General features: G+C 43.1%; 16 protein-coding genes and 3 pseudogenes. 1 reads left to right on the top strand and 18 read right to left on the bottom strand.

Annotated elements, in window-relative coordinates:
• Positions 1 to 58: 58 nt before the first annotated feature.
• From PP182_RS09200 to PP182_RS09250, 10 genes and pseudogenes are all read right to left on the bottom strand, one after another.
• On the bottom strand, positions 59 to 475 hold the full coding sequence (locus tag PP182_RS09200) for a Fur family transcriptional regulator (RefSeq protein ID WP_272650965.1): 417 nt from the start codon (positions 473 to 475) through the stop codon (positions 59 to 61).
• A complete protein-coding gene (locus PP182_RS09205; protein WP_272650966.1) occupies positions 472 to 1,110 on the bottom strand; it encodes a cation diffusion facilitator family transporter in 639 nt (212 codons plus the stop codon). The genes PP182_RS09200 and PP182_RS09205 overlap by 4 nt, the downstream gene beginning before the upstream one ends.
• A 3-nt stretch (positions 1,111 to 1,113) precedes the next feature.
• Positions 1,114 to 2,310, bottom strand: coding sequence for an efflux RND transporter periplasmic adaptor subunit (locus tag PP182_RS09210; RefSeq protein WP_272650967.1), 1,197 nt, complete (start codon positions 2,308 to 2,310; stop codon positions 1,114 to 1,116).
• A 3-nt stretch (positions 2,311 to 2,313) separates the two neighbouring features.
• Complete coding sequence (locus tag PP182_RS09215; protein WP_272650968.1) at positions 2,314 to 6,675, bottom strand: CusA/CzcA family heavy metal efflux RND transporter; 4,362 nt, start codon at positions 6,673 to 6,675, stop codon at positions 2,314 to 2,316.
• A gap of 123 nt (positions 6,676 to 6,798) precedes the next feature.
• The gene (locus PP182_RS21035; protein WP_330097985.1) at positions 6,799 to 7,107 is read right to left on the bottom strand and encodes a DUF6660 family protein; all 309 of its coding nucleotides are present in this window, start codon (positions 7,105 to 7,107) and stop codon (positions 6,799 to 6,801) included.
• A gap of 114 nt (positions 7,108 to 7,221) precedes the next feature.
• A complete protein-coding gene (locus tag PP182_RS09230; protein ID WP_272650971.1) occupies positions 7,222 to 8,493 on the bottom strand; it encodes a PQQ-dependent sugar dehydrogenase in 1,272 nt (423 codons plus the stop codon).
• Between the two features lie 68 nt (positions 8,494 to 8,561).
• Positions 8,562 to 9,125 (bottom strand): DUF305 domain-containing protein, encoded by a 564-nt coding sequence (locus PP182_RS09235; RefSeq protein ID WP_272650972.1) that lies wholly within the window; start codon positions 9,123 to 9,125, stop codon positions 8,562 to 8,564.
• 174 nt (positions 9,126 to 9,299) lie between these two features.
• Positions 9,300 to 9,515 (bottom strand): heavy-metal-associated domain-containing protein, encoded by a 216-nt coding sequence (locus tag PP182_RS09240; protein WP_272650973.1) that lies wholly within the window; start codon positions 9,513 to 9,515, stop codon positions 9,300 to 9,302.
• A gap of 169 nt (positions 9,516 to 9,684) precedes the next feature.
• Positions 9,685 to 9,951, bottom strand: coding sequence for a four-helix bundle copper-binding protein (locus PP182_RS09245; RefSeq protein WP_330097986.1), 267 nt, complete (start codon positions 9,949 to 9,951; stop codon positions 9,685 to 9,687).
• Positions 9,952 to 10,573: 622 nt separating this feature from the next.
• A pseudogene (locus PP182_RS09250) lies at positions 10,574 to 10,900 on the bottom strand (heavy metal translocating P-type ATPase); the annotation flags it as partial.
• Positions 10,901 to 11,019: 119 nt separating this feature from the next.
• On the opposite strand from PP182_RS09250, the gene PP182_RS09255 reads away from it, so the two are divergent.
• Positions 11,020 to 12,336 carry a PQQ-dependent sugar dehydrogenase gene (locus tag PP182_RS09255; RefSeq protein ID WP_272650975.1) on the top strand — a complete coding sequence of 439 codons (1,317 nt, stop codon included), beginning with the start codon at positions 11,020 to 11,022 and terminating at the stop codon, positions 12,334 to 12,336.
• 153 nt (positions 12,337 to 12,489) lie between these two features.
• On the opposite strand, the gene PP182_RS09260 is transcribed toward PP182_RS09255, so the two are convergent.
• From PP182_RS09260 to PP182_RS09295, 8 genes and pseudogenes are all read right to left on the bottom strand, one after another.
• Positions 12,490 to 13,164, bottom strand: coding sequence for a flavodoxin reductase (locus PP182_RS09260; RefSeq protein ID WP_272650976.1), 675 nt, complete (start codon positions 13,162 to 13,164; stop codon positions 12,490 to 12,492).
• Positions 13,165 to 13,430: 266 nt separating this feature from the next.
• Positions 13,431 to 13,592, bottom strand: a pseudogene (locus PP182_RS09265) (zinc-dependent peptidase); the annotation flags it as partial.
• Between the two features lie 106 nt (positions 13,593 to 13,698).
• On the bottom strand, positions 13,699 to 15,990 hold the full coding sequence (locus tag PP182_RS09270) for a multicopper oxidase family protein (RefSeq protein ID WP_272650977.1): 2,292 nt from the start codon (positions 15,988 to 15,990) through the stop codon (positions 13,699 to 13,701).
• A 30-nt stretch (positions 15,991 to 16,020) separates the two neighbouring features.
• The gene (locus PP182_RS09275; protein ID WP_272651290.1) at positions 16,021 to 16,191 is read right to left on the bottom strand and encodes a hypothetical protein; all 171 of its coding nucleotides are present in this window, start codon (positions 16,189 to 16,191) and stop codon (positions 16,021 to 16,023) included.
• Between the two features lie 27 nt (positions 16,192 to 16,218).
• Positions 16,219 to 16,353: pseudogene (locus PP182_RS09280) on the bottom strand (hypothetical protein); the annotation flags it as partial.
• A 656-nt stretch (positions 16,354 to 17,009) separates the two neighbouring features.
• A complete protein-coding gene (locus tag PP182_RS09285) occupies positions 17,010 to 17,384 on the bottom strand; it encodes a hypothetical protein (protein ID WP_272650978.1) in 375 nt (124 codons plus the stop codon).
• 209 nt (positions 17,385 to 17,593) lie between these two features.
• Positions 17,594 to 18,349 (bottom strand): zinc-dependent peptidase, encoded by a 756-nt coding sequence (locus PP182_RS09290; protein ID WP_419197727.1) that lies wholly within the window; start codon positions 18,347 to 18,349, stop codon positions 17,594 to 17,596.
• A gap of 74 nt (positions 18,350 to 18,423) precedes the next feature.
• Positions 18,424 to 18,636 carry a heavy-metal-associated domain-containing protein gene (locus PP182_RS09295; protein ID WP_272650980.1) on the bottom strand — a complete coding sequence of 71 codons (213 nt, stop codon included), beginning with the start codon at positions 18,634 to 18,636 and terminating at the stop codon, positions 18,424 to 18,426.
• Between the last annotated feature and the right edge of the window lie 3 nt (positions 18,637 to 18,639).

Below are 18,639 nucleotides of genomic sequence, written 5' to 3' on the forward strand. Positions count from 1 at the left end.
TTAAATTTTAAGGTTTTGCTTTTAAATTAACCATTGTAGCGATGCAACGGAAGTGCATTTATTGTCCACTACACTTTTCGCAAATACCTTTGATGACCAAATTTGCATCTTCCGCTATAAACCCTTCCGGCAAATTTATATGAGGGATTTTATGTTCGGTCAGGCACACCGTTTCATCACAGTTCGCGCAATGAAAATGCAAATGCAGATCTTGGTCAAGTTCGCAGTTGCAACCAGGTTCACAGAGCGCATATTTGTGTATGCCCGTACCGTCATCTATTTGATGGACAACACCTTTTTCCTCAAAGGTTTTTAGGGTGCGGTAGAGCGTAGTCCTGTCGGATTTCGCAAAAGCGTTCTCGATATCCGTTAGGGCGACCGCAATTTCCTTTTCGGCCATATATTTATAGATCAGTATGCGCATAGCCGTAGGGCGTACACTTTTGCTTTCCAATGTTTTTTCAATTTCTTTCATTTCCTATCGATGTTGTTTTTGATTCTTTGTGCCTTGGAAAAAGCTTCCCATCCCTCTTTTGCCGCGTAGGGTACTATCAATAATGCTGCAACCGGGTCGGCCCACCACCAGCCCAGCCATTTCACGAGCAATAAACCTATTAGGACTACTACGGTTTGATACAGACAGATAAAAGTGTCCTTGGCATCTGCTAGCAGCGCGGGGCTATCCAGTTTATGCCCGTATTTTCTTTTATAATAGATCAAAATGGGGTTCACTGCCAAGGATATTATCAGTATTACAATACCTACCGTTGACCAAGATGCTGTTTCTTTACTTATTAGCTTTGATATGGAATCATAGGATATGAATACGCAGATGAGCGCAAAGGATATTGCGATTACGTATAGGGTTATCATTTTTCTTCGCTCTACACGCCTTTCGTCCAAACCCTTGATTTCGCCGTGCAATCGCCAGCCCAAAGTCCCTGCGCTTATGACTTCGATAGTGCTGTCCAATCCCCAGCCTATCAAAGCCGAGCTGTTTGCGGTAAATCCTGCAATGAGCGACACGACCACTTCGATAATGTCATAGATAACATTCCATATCTGAAGGGTTCTTGCCTCTTTTAAGTTCTGTTTTCGTCCAGTATCCATAGTTTAATCATCGTGTTCGTTCTCCCCTTTTTTCATTTCCGCCATAAGGTAATAGGCATTGTTGAATGCGAATTTTGTGTCGGGTGTTACGGATTCCAACAAATCAATGGCCACCCAATCCCCATTGTTTGTGCCGGGTACTATTTCCAAGGGTTTGAAATGCCATGCCCCATCTACCTTTTCCGCAGTAAAAACAAAGGATTTTTCGCCATCCTTGGCAATCGCACTTTCCGGCAACGCCATGGTTCGGGTATTGTCTATTTCGATACGCCCCTTGATGTACATACCGGGAATCAGGTCGCCCTCCTTGTTCTCTATCTCGGCGTGAACGTGTATCGCCTTGGGATCTTGTTCAAAAGTCTTGCTGACCGAATAGATTTCGGCGGTCAGTTCCCTTCCGGGAACGGACTGCACATTGAACCGTACCGTTTGGCCTTCCCTGACCTTATCCACATCCTTTTCAAAGACCATCAAATCGGCATGGACATGGTGCGTATTGACGATTTGGAAAAGGTCGGTCTGCGGTTCTACGTACTGCCCCGTTTTTACTTCTACGCTCTGCACGAAGCCCTCAATGGGACTTTGCAAACTTATCCGCTGATAAATCGTACCGTCTCGCACTCCGGAAGTATTGATGTTGAACTGTTTTAACTGGGCTTCAAGTCCGTTGACCATGGCCTTGGAAGCCTGATAATCCGCCTCGGCCTTCTGGAAGTTCATCCCCGAACCGACCCCGGCCTCATAAAGCCTTTTTTGGCGATTGTATTCCTTTTGCAAAAACTGGCTATTGCTGTACGCATTCAGGTAATCGGTCTGCTTCTGGATGATATTGGGATGTGATAGGTAGGCCACTGTTTGGCCTTTGTTGACTTTATCGCCCTCGATGACCTCGATGGAAACCACGTTTGCACCCACTACGGAAGTAATGGTCGCTTCGTTCTGTGGCGGTACTTCCAACTGCCCATTGGCCTCTATATAGCCGCTCATGTTTCTTTGTGCCAACGTATCGATCCTCATCTGCAACGCATCGTATTGTTTTTCCGTCAGCATAACTTCCTCGCCTTCGTTTTCCCCGCGCCGCATTGCCGTTTCGGAATGTTGGCCCTCTGGGACGTTTTTTTCTTTGGAATCCCCACAGGCCGAAAGGCCCAAGAGCAATCCCATCGAGACCAGTACTGTATGTTTTACTATATTTTTCATCGTTTATAAGGTATAATATTGAAGTTCGAATACGGATTTCAAGTAATTGTCAAGTGCTTCCAAAGCGTCCATTTCGGTCTGTATGGCATCCCGGATGATCTGGGTAAAAGCGGCATAGTCCACCGCACCTTCCGTATAGGCGAAAAGCGCACCTTTTCGCTGTTCCTTGGCGAGCGGAATGGCCTCGTCCCGATAGAACCGCCAAGAGCTTCGCCATTTTTGATAGGCGCGTAATGCCTGTGCGTACTCGGATCGCAGTTGTTGTTCTTTGAAAGCGGTATTGGTTTCGGCAATTTCCATTTCGAGTTTCGCCGCCTTTTTACGCCCTCGTTCGGGACCCGAGAACAGCGGAACCGATACACCTGCCTGATAGGTGTAAAAGCCGCTATCGCCATTTACCTTTTGAAGTCCGCCCTGAAGGTTAAGTTTGGGCAACAGATCGGCACGTGCGGCATTTAGCTCCGCTTCGGTTTCCGATAGGCGCATTTGCGAGAGCATCAGCCCTGGATGTTCCTGCAACTGAAAATCTGTTCCCAAGACCGTAAGTCCGCTTTCGTTCAATTCGTTGGGAACGGTATAGGCCGTTTCAGAGACCAACCACAGGTTCAGGCGTTGCAGGGCAATTGCAAAATCGCTCTCCGCCTGTCGCAGTTTATTGTGAATCTGCAAGGCCTGATTTTTGGCCGAAGCGAATTCCAATCGCGATATGGCCTCTACTTCCAGATTGAGTTCAATGGCGGTCGAGAACCTTTGGTAGATAGAATCCAGTTCCTTGTACAATAGGAGTTTTTGTTTTGCCTGAAAGGTTTCCGACCAGGCTTTTTTCACTTCCCGTTCCACTTGTAGTTCGGACAGGCCATAGGCCGCTTCCGCAAGCTGTACCCGCTGTTTTTGCAAGCGTTTTTTTGCACCGATGCCGAACAGGTCGATATTCTGCTGGCCTACACCTACGGTGGTATAAATGCCCTGACCATCGTTTATCTCCTCCCCGCCGGTAAAAACTTGGGTCTTGCCAAAATCGTATGCGTTCGCTTTCAGGGCGGTCTGTTTATCGATTTCAAGACGGTTGGTCTTCAGCAACGGAAAATTCTCCTTGGAAATGGCCACGGCCTGTTCCAAAGTAACGCTCGGCAATGAATCCTGTTGAATTTCCTGTGCGCCCATCATGCCCGAAGTAAACAATAAGCACACGACCGCGGTAGCCGCAATCCATTTTTTCTTGACCTTAAACGTTGTCGAACGCTTCTCCACCCATTGGTAGAATATGGGAAGGATGAACAGGGTCAATAAAGTGGATGTAATCAGGCCACCTATGACCACCGTTGCCAAGGGTCTTTGGACTTCCGCCCCGGCCGATGCGGAAATGGCCATGGGAAGGAAACCTAAAATATCGGTAAAGGCCGTTAACATTATGGGGCGTATCCTGCGTTTTGTACCTTCCGTGATACGGTCTTTAAGGTTGGTCACACCTTCTTCCTTCAGCTCATTGAGTCCGCTGATCATGACGAGGCCGTTAAGCACTGCCACCCCAAAGAGCACGATAAAACCGACCCCTGCGGAAATGCTAAAGGGCATATCGCGGAGCCATAGGGCAAAAACCCCGCCTATGGTCGCCATTGGGATGGCGAGATAGATCATGAATGTCTGGGGAAGGGATTTAAGCGCAAAATAGATAAGGATAAAAATAAGTAGCAACGCTATGGGAACGACCGTCTGCAGTTTTTTGCTGGCACGTTCCAAATTTTCAAAAGCCCCGCCATAGCGAATGAAGTAGCCGGATGGAAGCTCAAGTTGCGCATCCAGCTTTTGCTTGATTTCATTGACCAGCGATTCTACGTCACGCCCCCTGACGTTCACGCCTACATACGTCCTTCGGTTGGTGTTGTCGCGGCTTATCTGCATCGGCCCCGGTCGGTATTCGATGTTGGCGAGTTCACGTAGGGGAATTTGGCTGCCATTGGGCAGATTGATGAACAGGTTGCGCACATCGTCTATATCCCTGCGGTTGGCCTCGGTCAGTCTGACCACCATATCGAAGCGTTTTTCGCCTTCAAAAATGACACCTGCGCTTCTTCCCGCAAAGGCCGTTTGCACTGCATTGTTCAGTTGGCTGATGCTGACCCCGTACTGCGCAATCTTGCTACGGTCATATAGAATGGTCATTTGGGGCAGTCCGGTCGTAGCTTCGGCCCGCATATCGCCTATGCCGGGCGTGCCTGCGATGATCTTGGTAACTTCCTCGGCTTTCGCGGCAAGCATATCGATATCCTCTCCATAGATTTTTATGGCCACGTCCTCGCGGATACCTTCCAAAAGTTCATTGAAACGCATCTCGATGGGCTGCGTAAACTCATAGTTCACTCCCGGAACGATACTCACGGCTTCCTTCATTTTCTCGATGAGTTCGTCTTTGGACCCGGCACTTGTCCATTCATCCTTTGGTTTTAGTATCACGAAGACATCCGCGAAATCAAAGGGCATGGGGTCGGTGGGTACTTCGGCCACGCCGATACGGCTTACTATCTTCTCCACTTCGGGAAACTCGGCCTTTACGATACGTTCGATTTTCGTGGTGGTCTCGATGGTTTCCGTTAGGGAACTTCCCGGTTGAAGGATTGCGTGAAAGGCGATGTCGCCCTCATCCAATTGGGGGATGAACTCGCCCCCCATACGGGTAAACGTAAAAACGGCCAGCGCAAAAATCCCCAAAGCAACCGCTACGACGATTTTACTTTTATGAAGCGATTTCATTAACAATGGTTCGTATTTGCGTTCTATCCAATGCACGAACCTATCGCCGTAGGATGCCTTATCGGATTTCGGTGCCTTGATGAACAAGGCGGACATCATCGGAACGTAGGTCAAACAGAGTACCATAGCCCCTAACATTGCAAAGATGAACGTTAATGCCATCGGCTGGAACATTTTGCCCTCGACCCCTTCTAGGGCGAGGATGGGAAGGAAAACGATCAGTATGATGAGTTGCCCGAAAAATGCGGCGTTCATCATTTTTTTGGATGCGTTGGCCGCTATTCCATCCTTTTCTTCCCTCGGGATATCCAGCGCGCTATTCCCGTTTTCCGCTTTCTTTTTCCTTGCGTAACCGTACATCATGAAAACGGTGCTTTCGACAATAATGACCGCCCCATCCACGATGATACCGAAGTCGATGGCCCCCAGACTCATCAGGTTTGCCCATACATCAAAAACGTTCATCAGGATAAAAGCGAACAACAGGGACAGCGGAATCGTAGATGCCACGATAAGCCCTCCGCGCCAATTGCCCAATAGGAACACCAAAACAAAAATCACGATAAGGGCACCTTCGATAAGGTTGTTCCTGACCGTTCCGGTCGTTTTGGCAATAAGTTTGCTTCTGTCGAGCAAAGGTTCGATACGAACTCCCTCCGGAAGGGATTTTTGTATTTGTTCCATTCTGCCTTTGACATTTTCAATAACATCATTAGAGTTGGCACCTTTGAGCATCATGACCAATCCGCCGACTACCTCGCCCTGCCCGTCTTGGGTCAATGCACCATAGCGCACCGCAGCACCATATTGAACGGTGGCCACATCTTTGATGGTAATGGGTACACCGTTGCTGTTCTTAATGACGATTTTTTTGATGTCATCGAGGTTGCGGGCCAGTCCTTCGCCACGGATGAAATTGGCTTTGCGGTTCTTCTCTATGTAAGCACCGCCCGTATTCTGGTTGTTCAATTCAAGGGCTTCGAAAACATCGCCGATGGTAAGGTTGATCGCCTTAAGTTCATTGGGGTCGATGGCCACTTCGAACTGTTTTATCTTGCCACCGATGGCATTAATCTCTACCACCCCCGGCACCATTGCCATCTGGCGTTGTACGATCCAATCCTGCATAGTCCGAAGATCCGTGATGGAATATTTTTCCTTAAAATCAGGCTCTACCTTTAGGGTATATTGATAGATTTCCCCCAAGCCCGTGGTAATGGGACCCATAGATGGTTGTCCAAGACCTTCGGGAATCTGCTCACGCACTTCGGTCAGCTTTTCGGAAACCAATTGCCTAGGTAGGTAAGTGCCCATATCATCATCGAAAACGATGGTAACTACCGAAAGCCCAAAACGCGAAATGGAACGGATTTCCTTGACATTGGGAAGATTGCTCATCGCGATCTCTACGGGATAGGTCACGAACTGCTCGATATCCTCGGTTCCCAAATTGGGCGATTGTGTGATGACCTGCACCTGATTGTTGGTTATGTCCGGCACGGCATCGATGGGTACTTGGGTCATGCTCCATATGCCCGCACCTACAAGGGCAAGCGTGAGCAGACCGATAATGAATTTGTTATTGATCGAGAAATCAATGATTTTGTTGATCATGGATAAGGGTATTAATTCAGTTATAATTTGCGTCAGGTGTATCGCCAAAATGCTACACGCGACATTGACATATCCCAAAAAGGAATACATCAAAACAGGATATAGCTATCCTATAAAACTGAATTATGCCCGTGGTGGCTGTAAAAGGGAAAGTGAAATATCCTTGCCCAAACTGTCGAAATGGGCAAAATTAACTAGCGAAATAACAGGCTGGATGGGTTCAAAAATCGCCAAACGGAAATCGATGGTGTGCGAATGACAGCAGTGGCATTGGCAGAAAGGGGAACACAGTTCGCAATCTTGGCCGTGCTCGCCATCGTAGTCCATTACAGTAACGACCTGTGTGCCATCTTCAACAGCACTGGCATCGCTACAAGGCACAAAATTGAGTGCCAGAAAGTAGATGGATAATATGATTGCCAAAAATTTCACGATGCAAAGATAAAAGAATTATAGTGCAACTGTGTTGCAAAGGAGTCATGGAAAAAGGGCAACGTTCGTAACACCGCTCTTAATTTAGAATATTAGACATTAAATGTAAAAACTTTAGTCATTAGCGCTTATCCGCCAAATCGTATGCGTTTTATCATCGGTTACCAATAATGAGCCATCTTGAGTGACTATGGCACCTACCGGCCTACCGTATACTTCGTCCTCTTGGGGATCGACGATAAAACCGGTCAGAAAATCCTCTTCGGGCCCGGATGGCTTTCCGTTTTCAAAGGGGATATAGATGATCCGATATCCCGATAGTTTCTTTTTGTTCCAAGAGCCATGTTGCACGACAAACGCCCCACCGTTATATTTTTCCGGGAAACTATTTCCGTCATAAAAGACCAATCCTAAGGAAGCGGTGTGCGATTTTAGGGCATAATCGGGAATCAAGGCTTCGCCCCTTCTCGTGGGTTGTTCGATTTTAACTCTCGGATCTTGATGTCCGAAGTAGGTATAGGGCCATCCGTAAAAACCATCTTCTTGAACGCTGGTCAGATAGTCGGGTACCAGAAAGTTGCCTAATCCGTCGCGCTCGTTGACCACCGTCCATAGAACTTTTGTTTCGGGTTCCCAGTCCATCCCAACGGGATTTCGAAGACCAGAAGCAAATACTTCCAATTCGGAACCATCGATATTGCAGCGTAAAATGTTAGCCTTCAGCAATTCTTTTTCTATACCTTTCTCAGCAATATTGCTCCCACTTCCCACAGCCATATAGATTTTAGATTCGTCTCCGTTCGTTATGATGTTTCGGGTCCAATGTTGATTGACTTTTCCGGCTGGTAGCGTTGCTATTTTTTCTCCTTTGGCTGCAATGCTCAGTTGTCCTTCTTTATACTTATATCGCATCAATGCATCGGTATTCGCCACATAAAAAGAATCTCCAATAAGCAGCATACCGAAAGGTTGGTTTAAGCCATCGTGAAGAAAGGTTTCCCGGACATCGGGCATTCCATCGTTATCGGTATCGCGGAGCAGGGTAATCAGGTCGGCACTGTTTGACAGGTTCTTTGATTTACCGGCACCGATAAGCCATGCCCCTATCTGCTTGAAAACTCCGTAATTGGAATTGCTCTGGGCCACGAGAATATCGCCGTTGGGAAGCTCGTACAACCAACGTGGGTTTTCAAAGCCATCGGCGTATTTGGTAACGGTAAAACCTTCCGGTGCTTTGGGCGTCCTTCCGTTTTCCCAGCCTAGAACATTTGAAAAGTTCGAAACGGATTTCGTAGCGAACGGTTCTGGAAGTGAATCTATCGCTTTATCCTGTCCCAAGCCGTAGGCGGATATAATAAGGCTAAAAAATACTGCTAAAGTTCTCATAATGTTCGAATTTGATTGTTGATAGTCAAATCAAAATCAACCTTCCTTGTTTTCCAAGACTAATCTTGCTACTCAGTTAGGTTTCGTGTTTCTTCGTCTAGCTTTCCTTCAAATTTTGGCAATGGCCTGTTTTTCTGTTCCTCTTCCGTTTCTACTACACCATTTTCATTGATATCGTTTATCAGCCATTCCATTTCCATAATTTCCCTACGTTGTGCCTTTATAATTTCATCGGCGAGTTTCCTTACGCGGATATCCTCAATTTGAGACCGCTCACTTGTCAAAATGGCGATGGAATGGTGTGGGATCATACCTTCCATATAGTCAACGCCAGTCACGGTTACCTGACTTCTAACCAAACCAATACCACTGGCAATCAATACGATTCCCAACCCGATTATCGCTATGTTCACTCCCCGATTTTTGTACATACCCAGCATAAACAGAAGCATTATAATGATCATGGAGCCGGCCATGATTAGAGTCATAAAAAACCTTGTTTCACTAAACCAAAAGTGATCAATAATTTGGTAAGAATTTGTGTACATTAAAAAGAACATTGCCACCATTGCAGTAGCGATCATTCCGAAAAATTTACTATAGTTGTTGACGCTTTCTTGTTTGTTTTCCATCTTTTTAGATTTTATAAATTAATAGTTTTGATTGTTATTGTTTAAAATTAAATTCTTGTAAGAGTGCTATCCTCTATACAGGCTGAATATTTATGGATGCTCAGGCCTGTGAGGACGATTTGATCTTATGTTTTAATTACCCAAAGTTCATATAACTGTTATGAGTATTTAACGCTAACCGACTTTCTGTGGCTTTATCGAATACTGGCTATTTTGCAGCGCCTCTTGTAAGTTTTCTAACGGCACCTCATATTGGGACTCTACGGTTGCTTCCGCATCTTCCAAATCGACCGACACATCGGCGACACCTGTTACGTTCAAAAGTGATTTTTCTACATGGCCGCGACATCCGTTGCAGCTCATCCCTTCTATTGAATATGTCTTTTTCATTTTCTTGGAATTTGATCTGTTACTTTTCTATTACTTCTTGAACCCAACCGCCGTCGATCATCTTTTCCCCCGACCGATGGATTTTTGATTTCCGGAATGTTCGACACCATAGCCGTCTTCAAAATTTTCTGCGAAGTATTTGGCCGTTTTACTTCCATGGGTAGCGTATCTAAAGATAATTTTCTTTCTGCTGTATATGTGAGTTTTCATATTTCACTAACACATCCTTGCAGGCAGCCGCACATTTTTTACAGGCTTCCGCGCATTCCACACAATAATGATATTCGTGTTTTTCACATTCCGTGGCACATGACGTACAGAGCCTATGGCAATACTTTAGCAGGTCGCCAACGTCTTTGTAGGTCGTGGCCAGTATCTTTGCGGTCGTATTACAAATTTCGGCGCATACGAGATTGGCGCGAATGCAGTCTACCATAGCGGCGACGTCATCTTCATCTAAGCAGGCATCGGCACAACGATTACACTGAACAACACAATTATTCAAGGTTTTTATTAATGTCATTGAATTATCCATGATTGTTTTTAAGATTTATCCGCTTTTTGGCCTTACCTATTAAAAAAGACAGCTTTCCCAAAGTTCTACTAAAAATATCATTCGAAACCGTATAGGGTTGCCGTAAAAGATTTCATTTTTAATTCTATTAGAAAACCAGTTAAGAGATATTAAAATGGTTCTGCTGTGGAGGTCAAAATCAAATTCGATGTTTGAACTATTCTGTGGGGGAGGTAAAAAGTTGGGGATATTTTTTTATAAAGCTTTGGGCAAATAACTGCTCTTCATAAGATTATCAAAAAAATAGAAACCACAATGGCCGCCCTCTTCGAGGAAGACCTTTGTGGTTTCAATAATTGAAAAGCTTTTATCTAACCAGGTCCAATATTTTAAAAATTATCAGCAACAACATCAATCCCAAAAACCTTCGACCGCATCGCCCAGGTCATAGACTTCTACGCCCTTAATCCGTTTTAAAAGGATGCTGCTCGCCGCCGCGCTCCGATATCCGCTCGAACAGTGAACCACCGGATTAGGTTGTAGTTCACTTCCACTTCATACGCTGCAACCTAACCGCATTCAATATAGCTAATAATGCTACGCCTACATCTGCAAAAACCGCTTCCCACATCGTTGCCAAACCACCAGCTCATAAAATCAACACAATGACTTAAACACCAAATGCTATAATGATATTCTGCCATACAATTTCTCGAGTAGAACGACTTATTTTAAAGGCTTTGACCACTTTGGAAGGTTGGTCGGTTTGGATGATTACGTCTGCGGTTTCTATAGCCACATCGCTTCCCAAACCACCTATTGCAATACCAACATTACTTGCGGCTAAAACAGGTGCATCATTAATACCATCAATTACTAAATTTTTATTTTATCGGATAAAATTTTGAATTGATTCGGTTAACGTTTTCCTCATAAAACATCTTTTTTTGATAGTAAAAGAATAGTACTCACCTCTAAAAAAATGTAATTATGAAAAGTAAACTACTTTGCACAATACTGTTCCTTGGATCTTTTCTTTATAGCTTCTCTCAAGAATCCGTAGGACTCGAATTAGTAGCCGATAACTTTGTCTCTCCTGTAGCCCTTGTCGAATCACCTGATGATTCTGGAAGGTATTTTATTGTGGACCAGGTGGGAGTCATAAACATTTACTCGCCCAAAAGCGGTGTTCTCCCTACTCCTTTTTTGAACTTGAAGGATAAAATAGTCTCCCTAAAGGACGAACATGAAGAACGTGGGGTTTTGGGACTGGCCTTCCATCCAGATTACCGGGACAATGGAAAGTTCTTTGTTTACTATAGTGCTCCATTGAGCGATGATGGACCTGAAAACTGGGACCATACCAGCCATATTTCCGAATTTCGTGTGTCTCAGAATAACCCCAATCAAGCCGACAGGTCTTCGGAGCGAATAATTCTGAAAGTGCATCAGCCACAGGACAACCATAATGCCGGTAATATTGCTTTTGGGCCCGATGATTATCTGTACATAGCTCTAGGGGACGGCGGGGGCGCAAACGATATTGACAGAGGCCATGTGCCTGATTGGTATGGCGAAAACGCTGGTGGTAATGGCCAAGATGTAGAACAGAATCTTCTAGGAAGCATTTTACGTATTGATGTGGATGATGAATTTTCCACCTATGGAATTCCTGAGGATAATCCCTTTATTGACAAAGCTAGCATGGATGAGATTTATGCTTACGGCCTACGGAACCCTTTTAGATTTTCCTTTGATCTTAAAGGGGAGAATGAACTAATTGCTGGAGATGCTGGACAAGTTTCTTGGGAAGAAGTAAGTGTAATTACTAAAGGCGGCAACTATGGTTGGAACGTAAAGGAAGGAACCCATTGCTTTAACGCCTATAATAACGATAAGAGTAAAGGAGAATGCCCCGACGCGGATAAAATGGGTCAGCCCCTAATTGATCCCGTGATTGAGTTTAAACAAGGAGGAACTGATCAAGGTGGAAAAGGCCTTGTTGTAATAGGCGGACATGTTTATAGAGGAGATATGATTCCCACACTGGAAGGCAATTATATATTTGGTACTTGGACCCAACACCATGGCAAGCCTGCAGGAGCAATTTTTGTATCGGATAGGCAGCAATCGGATTCCGGAATGTGGAATTTTGAGGAACTAAAATTAAATCAAGAAAAGGGACTCGGTCATTTTCTTTTGGCATTTGGCCAGAACAACGAGGGTGAAGTATTTGTTCTTACCACCGACGAGCCTGGTCCTGTAGGTAATACCGGAAAGGTTTATCAGTTGGTAAAAGGTGAATGATAAATGAACGTGACTGAGACCTGTTCTCGAAAAAAGTCCGTCCAGCGAAGATTATATTTTGATTGACATCGTAACTCCAAACGTTGCAGGATTTCCCAAATCAATACAGCTTAATAGCAGAAGAAAGCTTATACCGAACCACTGTATTAAAAATCAATCATAATCTTCAATTACGATTTTTTCGGCAGCAACCCCTAAACTTTTTAAATCCTCAGTAACACTCTCCGTCATTTCGGGTGGGCCGCAAACATAGAAATACTGTGAAAAATCTTTTATAATAGACTTCAAAAAATCCCTGTCTATATGGCCCGTGGGATACTTTTGCGTTTCTTCTTCAGAAAGGATGTTCATAAACCTTTTTCCAAGTAACGTTTCAAATTCTTGCTCAAGAAAAATATCCTTTTCTGTTTTATTGGCAAAAATCAAGGAATTATAATCCATTTCGTTTTGAAATCCCAATGACTTGAAAATCGCAATAAATGGCGTTACTCCGGCACCTCCAGCCAAAAACACCCCCTTACCCTTGAACTGGATAGCCCCGAAGACATCTCCCAGAATCAGTTCGGCCCCTTCTTCCAGTTTAGAAAGTTTTTTGGTAACCCCATTAAGTGAGGGATAGACTTTAATCGTAAACTGCAAATCTTTCTCTCTTGGTAAATTAGTAAACGTGAAAGGTCTTTTTTCGTTCTTACAACCTTCCAAGTTGATTGCTATTTCTGTGGCCTGCCATGGTTCAAAATCATAATTTTCTGGTTTTTCCGTTACCACTTCCAGAACATTGTAATTTATGAACTCTATGGATTTGATTTTAACAATGTGCTTTTTCATTTACTCCTATTTTCAAATTTGTATTTCTTGACAAAGGCTTCTTTTGCACAACTTTCAATAGCCATTATCTTTTAATCGGAAAAAAGGTTTTGAAAAAAAATCATATTAATTTTTTCCATCTTATTCTTGACGCATATGGGACTTTCAGCCATACAGTCTTCACAACTATCGAAGAGAGTACAGGGGGTCAACTATTTTTAAAATCAAATGGATTAACAGTTTACAGGAATACATACGCATTGGAGGATATCCTATTTTTGCCCACGTCAATTATACATAGGCTTCTGCCGGAAACATTCGACTAACATTTGGTACAAATCAGGATGTTTCTTTTTAAGCAAATCTGGACGCTCAAAAAAGTATTCCAAAGCTACCGCAAAGAATTTAGCTTGATTTGTACCTCCATATTTTCGGATATCAGAATAATTGATAAACGTTTACCCTAAATTTAAGAACTTTTAACGAGTGTTGCATTCTGTGAATTTTAGAGTTAGGATTTAACTTCTTTAATTGGTTTCTATACGATTGATTTTATTAATAATTTAAATTAAGACCAACCCCAAAACCCATATCGCTGTCGTAATGAGTGGTAATCCCCAAATTACGTGTTGTGATATAACGCAAACCTGCCATATATTCCTTATCTGTATTCCACATCAGGTTCATACGCAACCTTTGGGTTATGGGTATATCATTGCGCTCAAATTGTATTCTGACGTTACCGTCCGTAAATATTTCTGCTTGTGCCATTACCAACATCGGTAGGGTGTAATTGACCCCTACACTCAATAAAGAGCGTTTATCCTTGGTGTTTTTTTGACCGAACAAATTTTCCTCAACCTCATTATGTCCCAATTTTCTATAGCGCCAGTCAAACCCAACAAACGGCATAAGCCACTGCATTTTTCCAATATATCTTCCTATGTGTGTTTCTGTTTCATAACCGTGCATATCATTGTAGCCCAAACGCCATTCGGTGCCAAAACTCCATCGTGTACTTTGAGCCATCAGCAATCCATCATTTCCGTTGGTCGCAAAATCGTTTTCTACCATCAGATGGAAATCCCGATCGTCACCTTTTAATTTTCTTAACGCCAATTCAGGGTTTGGTATCAAAGGATTTGGCTCTTGGTTTTCATAACTGAAAACCCTGCCCATACCGCTCATCATATGGTACAATATGTGGCAGTGAAAAAACCAGTCGCCTTCTACATTGGCCTCAAACTCGATAACATCGGTTTCCATAGGCATAATATCCACTACATTTTTTAGAGGTGCATACTCGCCTTGGCTGTTGAGCAACCTAAGGTCGTGGCCGTGCAGGTGCATCGGGTGTCGCATCATTGAATTGTTATACAGGGTAATCCTTACTTTCTCCCCTTTTTTTATTAATATTTTATCGCTTTCTGAAATAACCTTATTGTCCAAGCTCCAAACATAACGGTTCATATTGCCGGTTAACGTAAAGTGCAGTTCCTTTATGGGTGCATCCTGTGGAAGTTTTGTTACCGTAGGCGATTTCAACATAGCGTAGTTGAGGGTCGTAATGTTTGCAAGTTCGTTGCTCTTGTACATAGCTTCGCTCATCTTCATTCCATCCATATCCTGTTTTCCATCGATTTTGTGGCCATTAGGATCTTCGCCATCCATTTCCATTTTCTTGTCTTTTCCGTTATCCTCAGGACCGGTTATTTCAGGATACATCACCACGTTCATATCCATTTGCTGCATACTCATACTCATTCCCATTTGGTCCAGATCGCCGTTCATCTTCATCATTTCGTTCATCATTTCCATACCTTCAAAATATTTCAGTTTTGGAAGCCGTTCCGTAAGTTGTTTGATGCCCTCTCCAAGATATATGGAAGCCGATTTTGTACGGTCTTCCGGTGTTACTAAAAATTCAAAGGCAGTATTGTCCGCAGGAATGGTAACAACCACATCATAGGTTTCTGATACAGCAATAAGCATTCTATCAACATCCACAGGTTCCACATCATTACCGTCGTTGGCCACCACGGTTATTTTACCACCGGCGTAGGTAAGCCAAAAATAACTGGAAGCACCGCCATTTGAAACGCGCAGCCGTACTTTATCGCCAGCTTTTAAGCCCTTGAGGGATGTATCTTCATTTTCACTTTTGCCATTGATGAGGAATTTGTCATAATACACATCGCTCACGTCCATTGCAAGCATCCGTTTCCATTCATTATGAAGTTTTGTTTTAAAGTGCCCCTTTTTAATAGCCTCGGCATAACTCTGTGTAGTCCCTTTTTTTATGGCAAACCAGTCGGATGCGTTATGGAGCATACGGTGCACATTTTCTGGTTTCAAGTCCGTCCATTCGCTCAATACTATGGGAATGGTGGGCAGGTCGTCAATGCCTTTTCTGAAGGTCTTATCGTCCGGTCTCTTGTTCAAAATCATAGAACCATACATACCAATCTGTTCCTGAAGCCCAAAATGGCTGTGGTACCAATGGGTCCCGTGCTGTATGATTGGGAAGGTATATTTATGGACGGTGTGCGGCGGAATGGGCATTTGGGTAAGGTAAGGTACGCCATCTTCCTTATTGGGCAAAAACAGACCGTGCCAATGCAGGGCTGTTTCTTCATCCAACTCATTGTGCACATAAATTTCGGCAATGTCGCCTTCTGTGAACGTTAGCGTTGGCATTGGTATTTGTCCGTTCACTGCGATGGCACGTTTTTCCTTACCCGTAAAATTTACGATGGTATCACGAACATATAGTTCGTAGCGCACTATATTTTGTGCCTTTATGGAAAGCGTTCCGAGAAACAGGATTATTATAATAATTTTTTTCATTTTGGTATCAAAAATCAAATTTTATTGAATTCAATTTTTATTGTCAATAGTTTCCACAGTAGAGCCACAGCTTAACATTTGAGAACCATAATAGGGATTTTTAACGGTCTTGTCCTTGCTCAACCAATTGGCATCCTGCATTGGGCAGTATTGGTAATAAAGGGTCTCATTGGTATCGTAAAAAGAAGTTATATCGTGCATATATTTTGACAGAACCTTGAATGTTTCCCGTTGCTTGCCAATATCCTTGGTTGCTGCAATGCTTTTGGCGGCTTCCATTAAAGATGGCATTACCTTGGTTACAGCGGTTTGCCCTTCCGCCGTCAACGCTTCTGTTTTCAAGTTTTTCAATATAGTCAACAATTCCGCAGATTTTCCATTCGCTATCGTGGCATTGGTTTTTTACCAGGGCATCTTTTATAGCAAGATAATTATTGAACACGGCTTCCATTGGATTTGTTTCCGTCATTTCGGGCATTGTCATCTCCGAATGTTCCTTACCAGATGGCATCGCCATTTCCTGCATTGGTTCATTCGTTTCCATCTCCATTTTGGTATGGTCCATAGCAATTGCGGGCTGCTTTTGCTGACTATCGTACTTGCAACATTCGGCAAGTTGTGCATACCCAGCATTCGGTGCCAGATATTCGTCGTTGTCATAACCTGCCAACGCGATGCGTTTTAATATTTCGTCCCGATTTGTTTTTTCGGAATCAAAGGTTATTTTGGCCATTTTACTGTCCTTGTTCCAAGTAACGCTGGCCACATTTGTGAGGTTTCCCGCATTTTCGATAGCAGATTTGCACGTATAGCAGTTACCGGGAATTTTTACAGTTTCCGTTTTTGGGTTTTTAATTTGGGCGAAGCCGAAAGTTGTTGATAGCACCACTGATAGCACTATCAATATGTTGAATATTGATTTCATACATGAAAGATTTAAATTATTTGATACGTTTGAATTTTGAAAACAAGGATATAGTTTTCAATCTCACACAGCTTTGGCTGTGAAGGTAGGTGTACTAACTTAATTTTGGTGGAGACCAAATCTGGAAATAGACTGGTTTTGGCTCTTGTTTTGCATAGTTCCAAAGATTTTTGAAAGCAGCCATAGCAACAGGATTTGATGCTTCTGAAGTTGAAGAATAATTTATTGGTAAAATTGTGGTTGATGGGCAATGGCAGGTAATACTTCCACAAGTTCCATCGCAATCCTTTTCTTTCTTGTCTTGGCTTTTATGACCCTTGCAACAATCGCTCTTTGAGTGTTCTGCACTATCTGCACAACTGATTTTTTCAGATGGGTGGGAAAGGGCAATATGTGCCCATACGCTCGTTGGCACTAAAAAAATACCAAGGGTAATTACCATTATCACTATTTGAATCTTTTTTCCCATTTTGAATAACGCAGCGAATGTAGTGAAAAAAGGAATCCGTTTTACAGCTCGGTCTTCTGTAGAATTAAATCTGTGCTTTTATTATGAATGTCTGTCCAACTTCATCAGTTACACTTTCGGAGCTTAATATTTTCGGAAAAGCTTCTCGTACTAAAGAACGATAGAATTAATGAATGTGCTCCTCTTCATTCTGTTCTCATAAATCCATTTTATGGTCTCACATCTTTAGGCACATCAGTCATTTTTTGATTAAAACATTTAACCAACATCCCGTATAGCTCAGGATGCTTCTTTTTAAGCAAGTCCGGACGCTCAAAAAAGTATTCCGAGGCGACAGCAAAGAATTCGGCCTCATTGGTTCCTCCATATTTTCGGATATCCGACTGATTGTCGTTTATAGCTTCCATTTCCTTATGAATCAGTTTCAGCCAAGGAATCGCATATTGATGCTTTATCAAACGTTCGGGGACTCCGTCGGTTACATCGTCTATTTTATCTATAAGGTGTACAAATTCGTGAATCCCCGTATTGTTTTTATCACTGGTATTGTTAAAACCATGGTATAACGCTTTTTTGGAAAGTATCATCTGTTTCTCGAACCTCCCATTGCCGACAATTCCACCAATATTTCGCGATTGTCCTTTACTATTAAACTCCAAATCTTCATTGAAATGATCAGGGTACAATAGTATTCCGCTTAGATTGGTGTAATGCCACTCCTCGAACCCAAAAACTGGAATCACGGCACTTGTGGCAATCAATATTTTATCGAGTTCCTGTAATTCCAACTGTACTCCGTCAATATAGACTTCACTTAAAAATTGCATCATCCTTTGCTGAAAAACCACCTGTTTTTCTCCGGATAGGTTCTGATAAAAGAGCACATTTGCCATCAGCAAAGGATGCCAATGTTTGGGAAAGGGCTTGACCTTTTTCCTTCCTATCCTTGAAATGAGATAAAACATGAATAGAAGAATAAGTCCGAAAATAACGCTGTACATCATAATTGAACGAGCCGTTTATGAAATTTTGGTTCCTATTAGTATACACTTTCAGCCTTAAATCCTACTTTTTGCAAAGTTGATTTTACGTCTTCTTCGGTTGCACCATCGCTTTCAATGGTTAGGATTTTATCAGGATTAGCGGTATCTACTTCCCAACTTTCTACACCTTCTTGTTTGTTTAAAAAAGGGGTTACTTTCGATACACACCCACCACAATTGATATTTGTTTTAAATTTTAAAGTTTTCATAGT

Source organism: Maribacter sp. PR1, from assembly GCF_028464145.1.
GTDB lineage: Bacteria > Bacteroidota > Bacteroidia > Flavobacteriales > Flavobacteriaceae > Maribacter.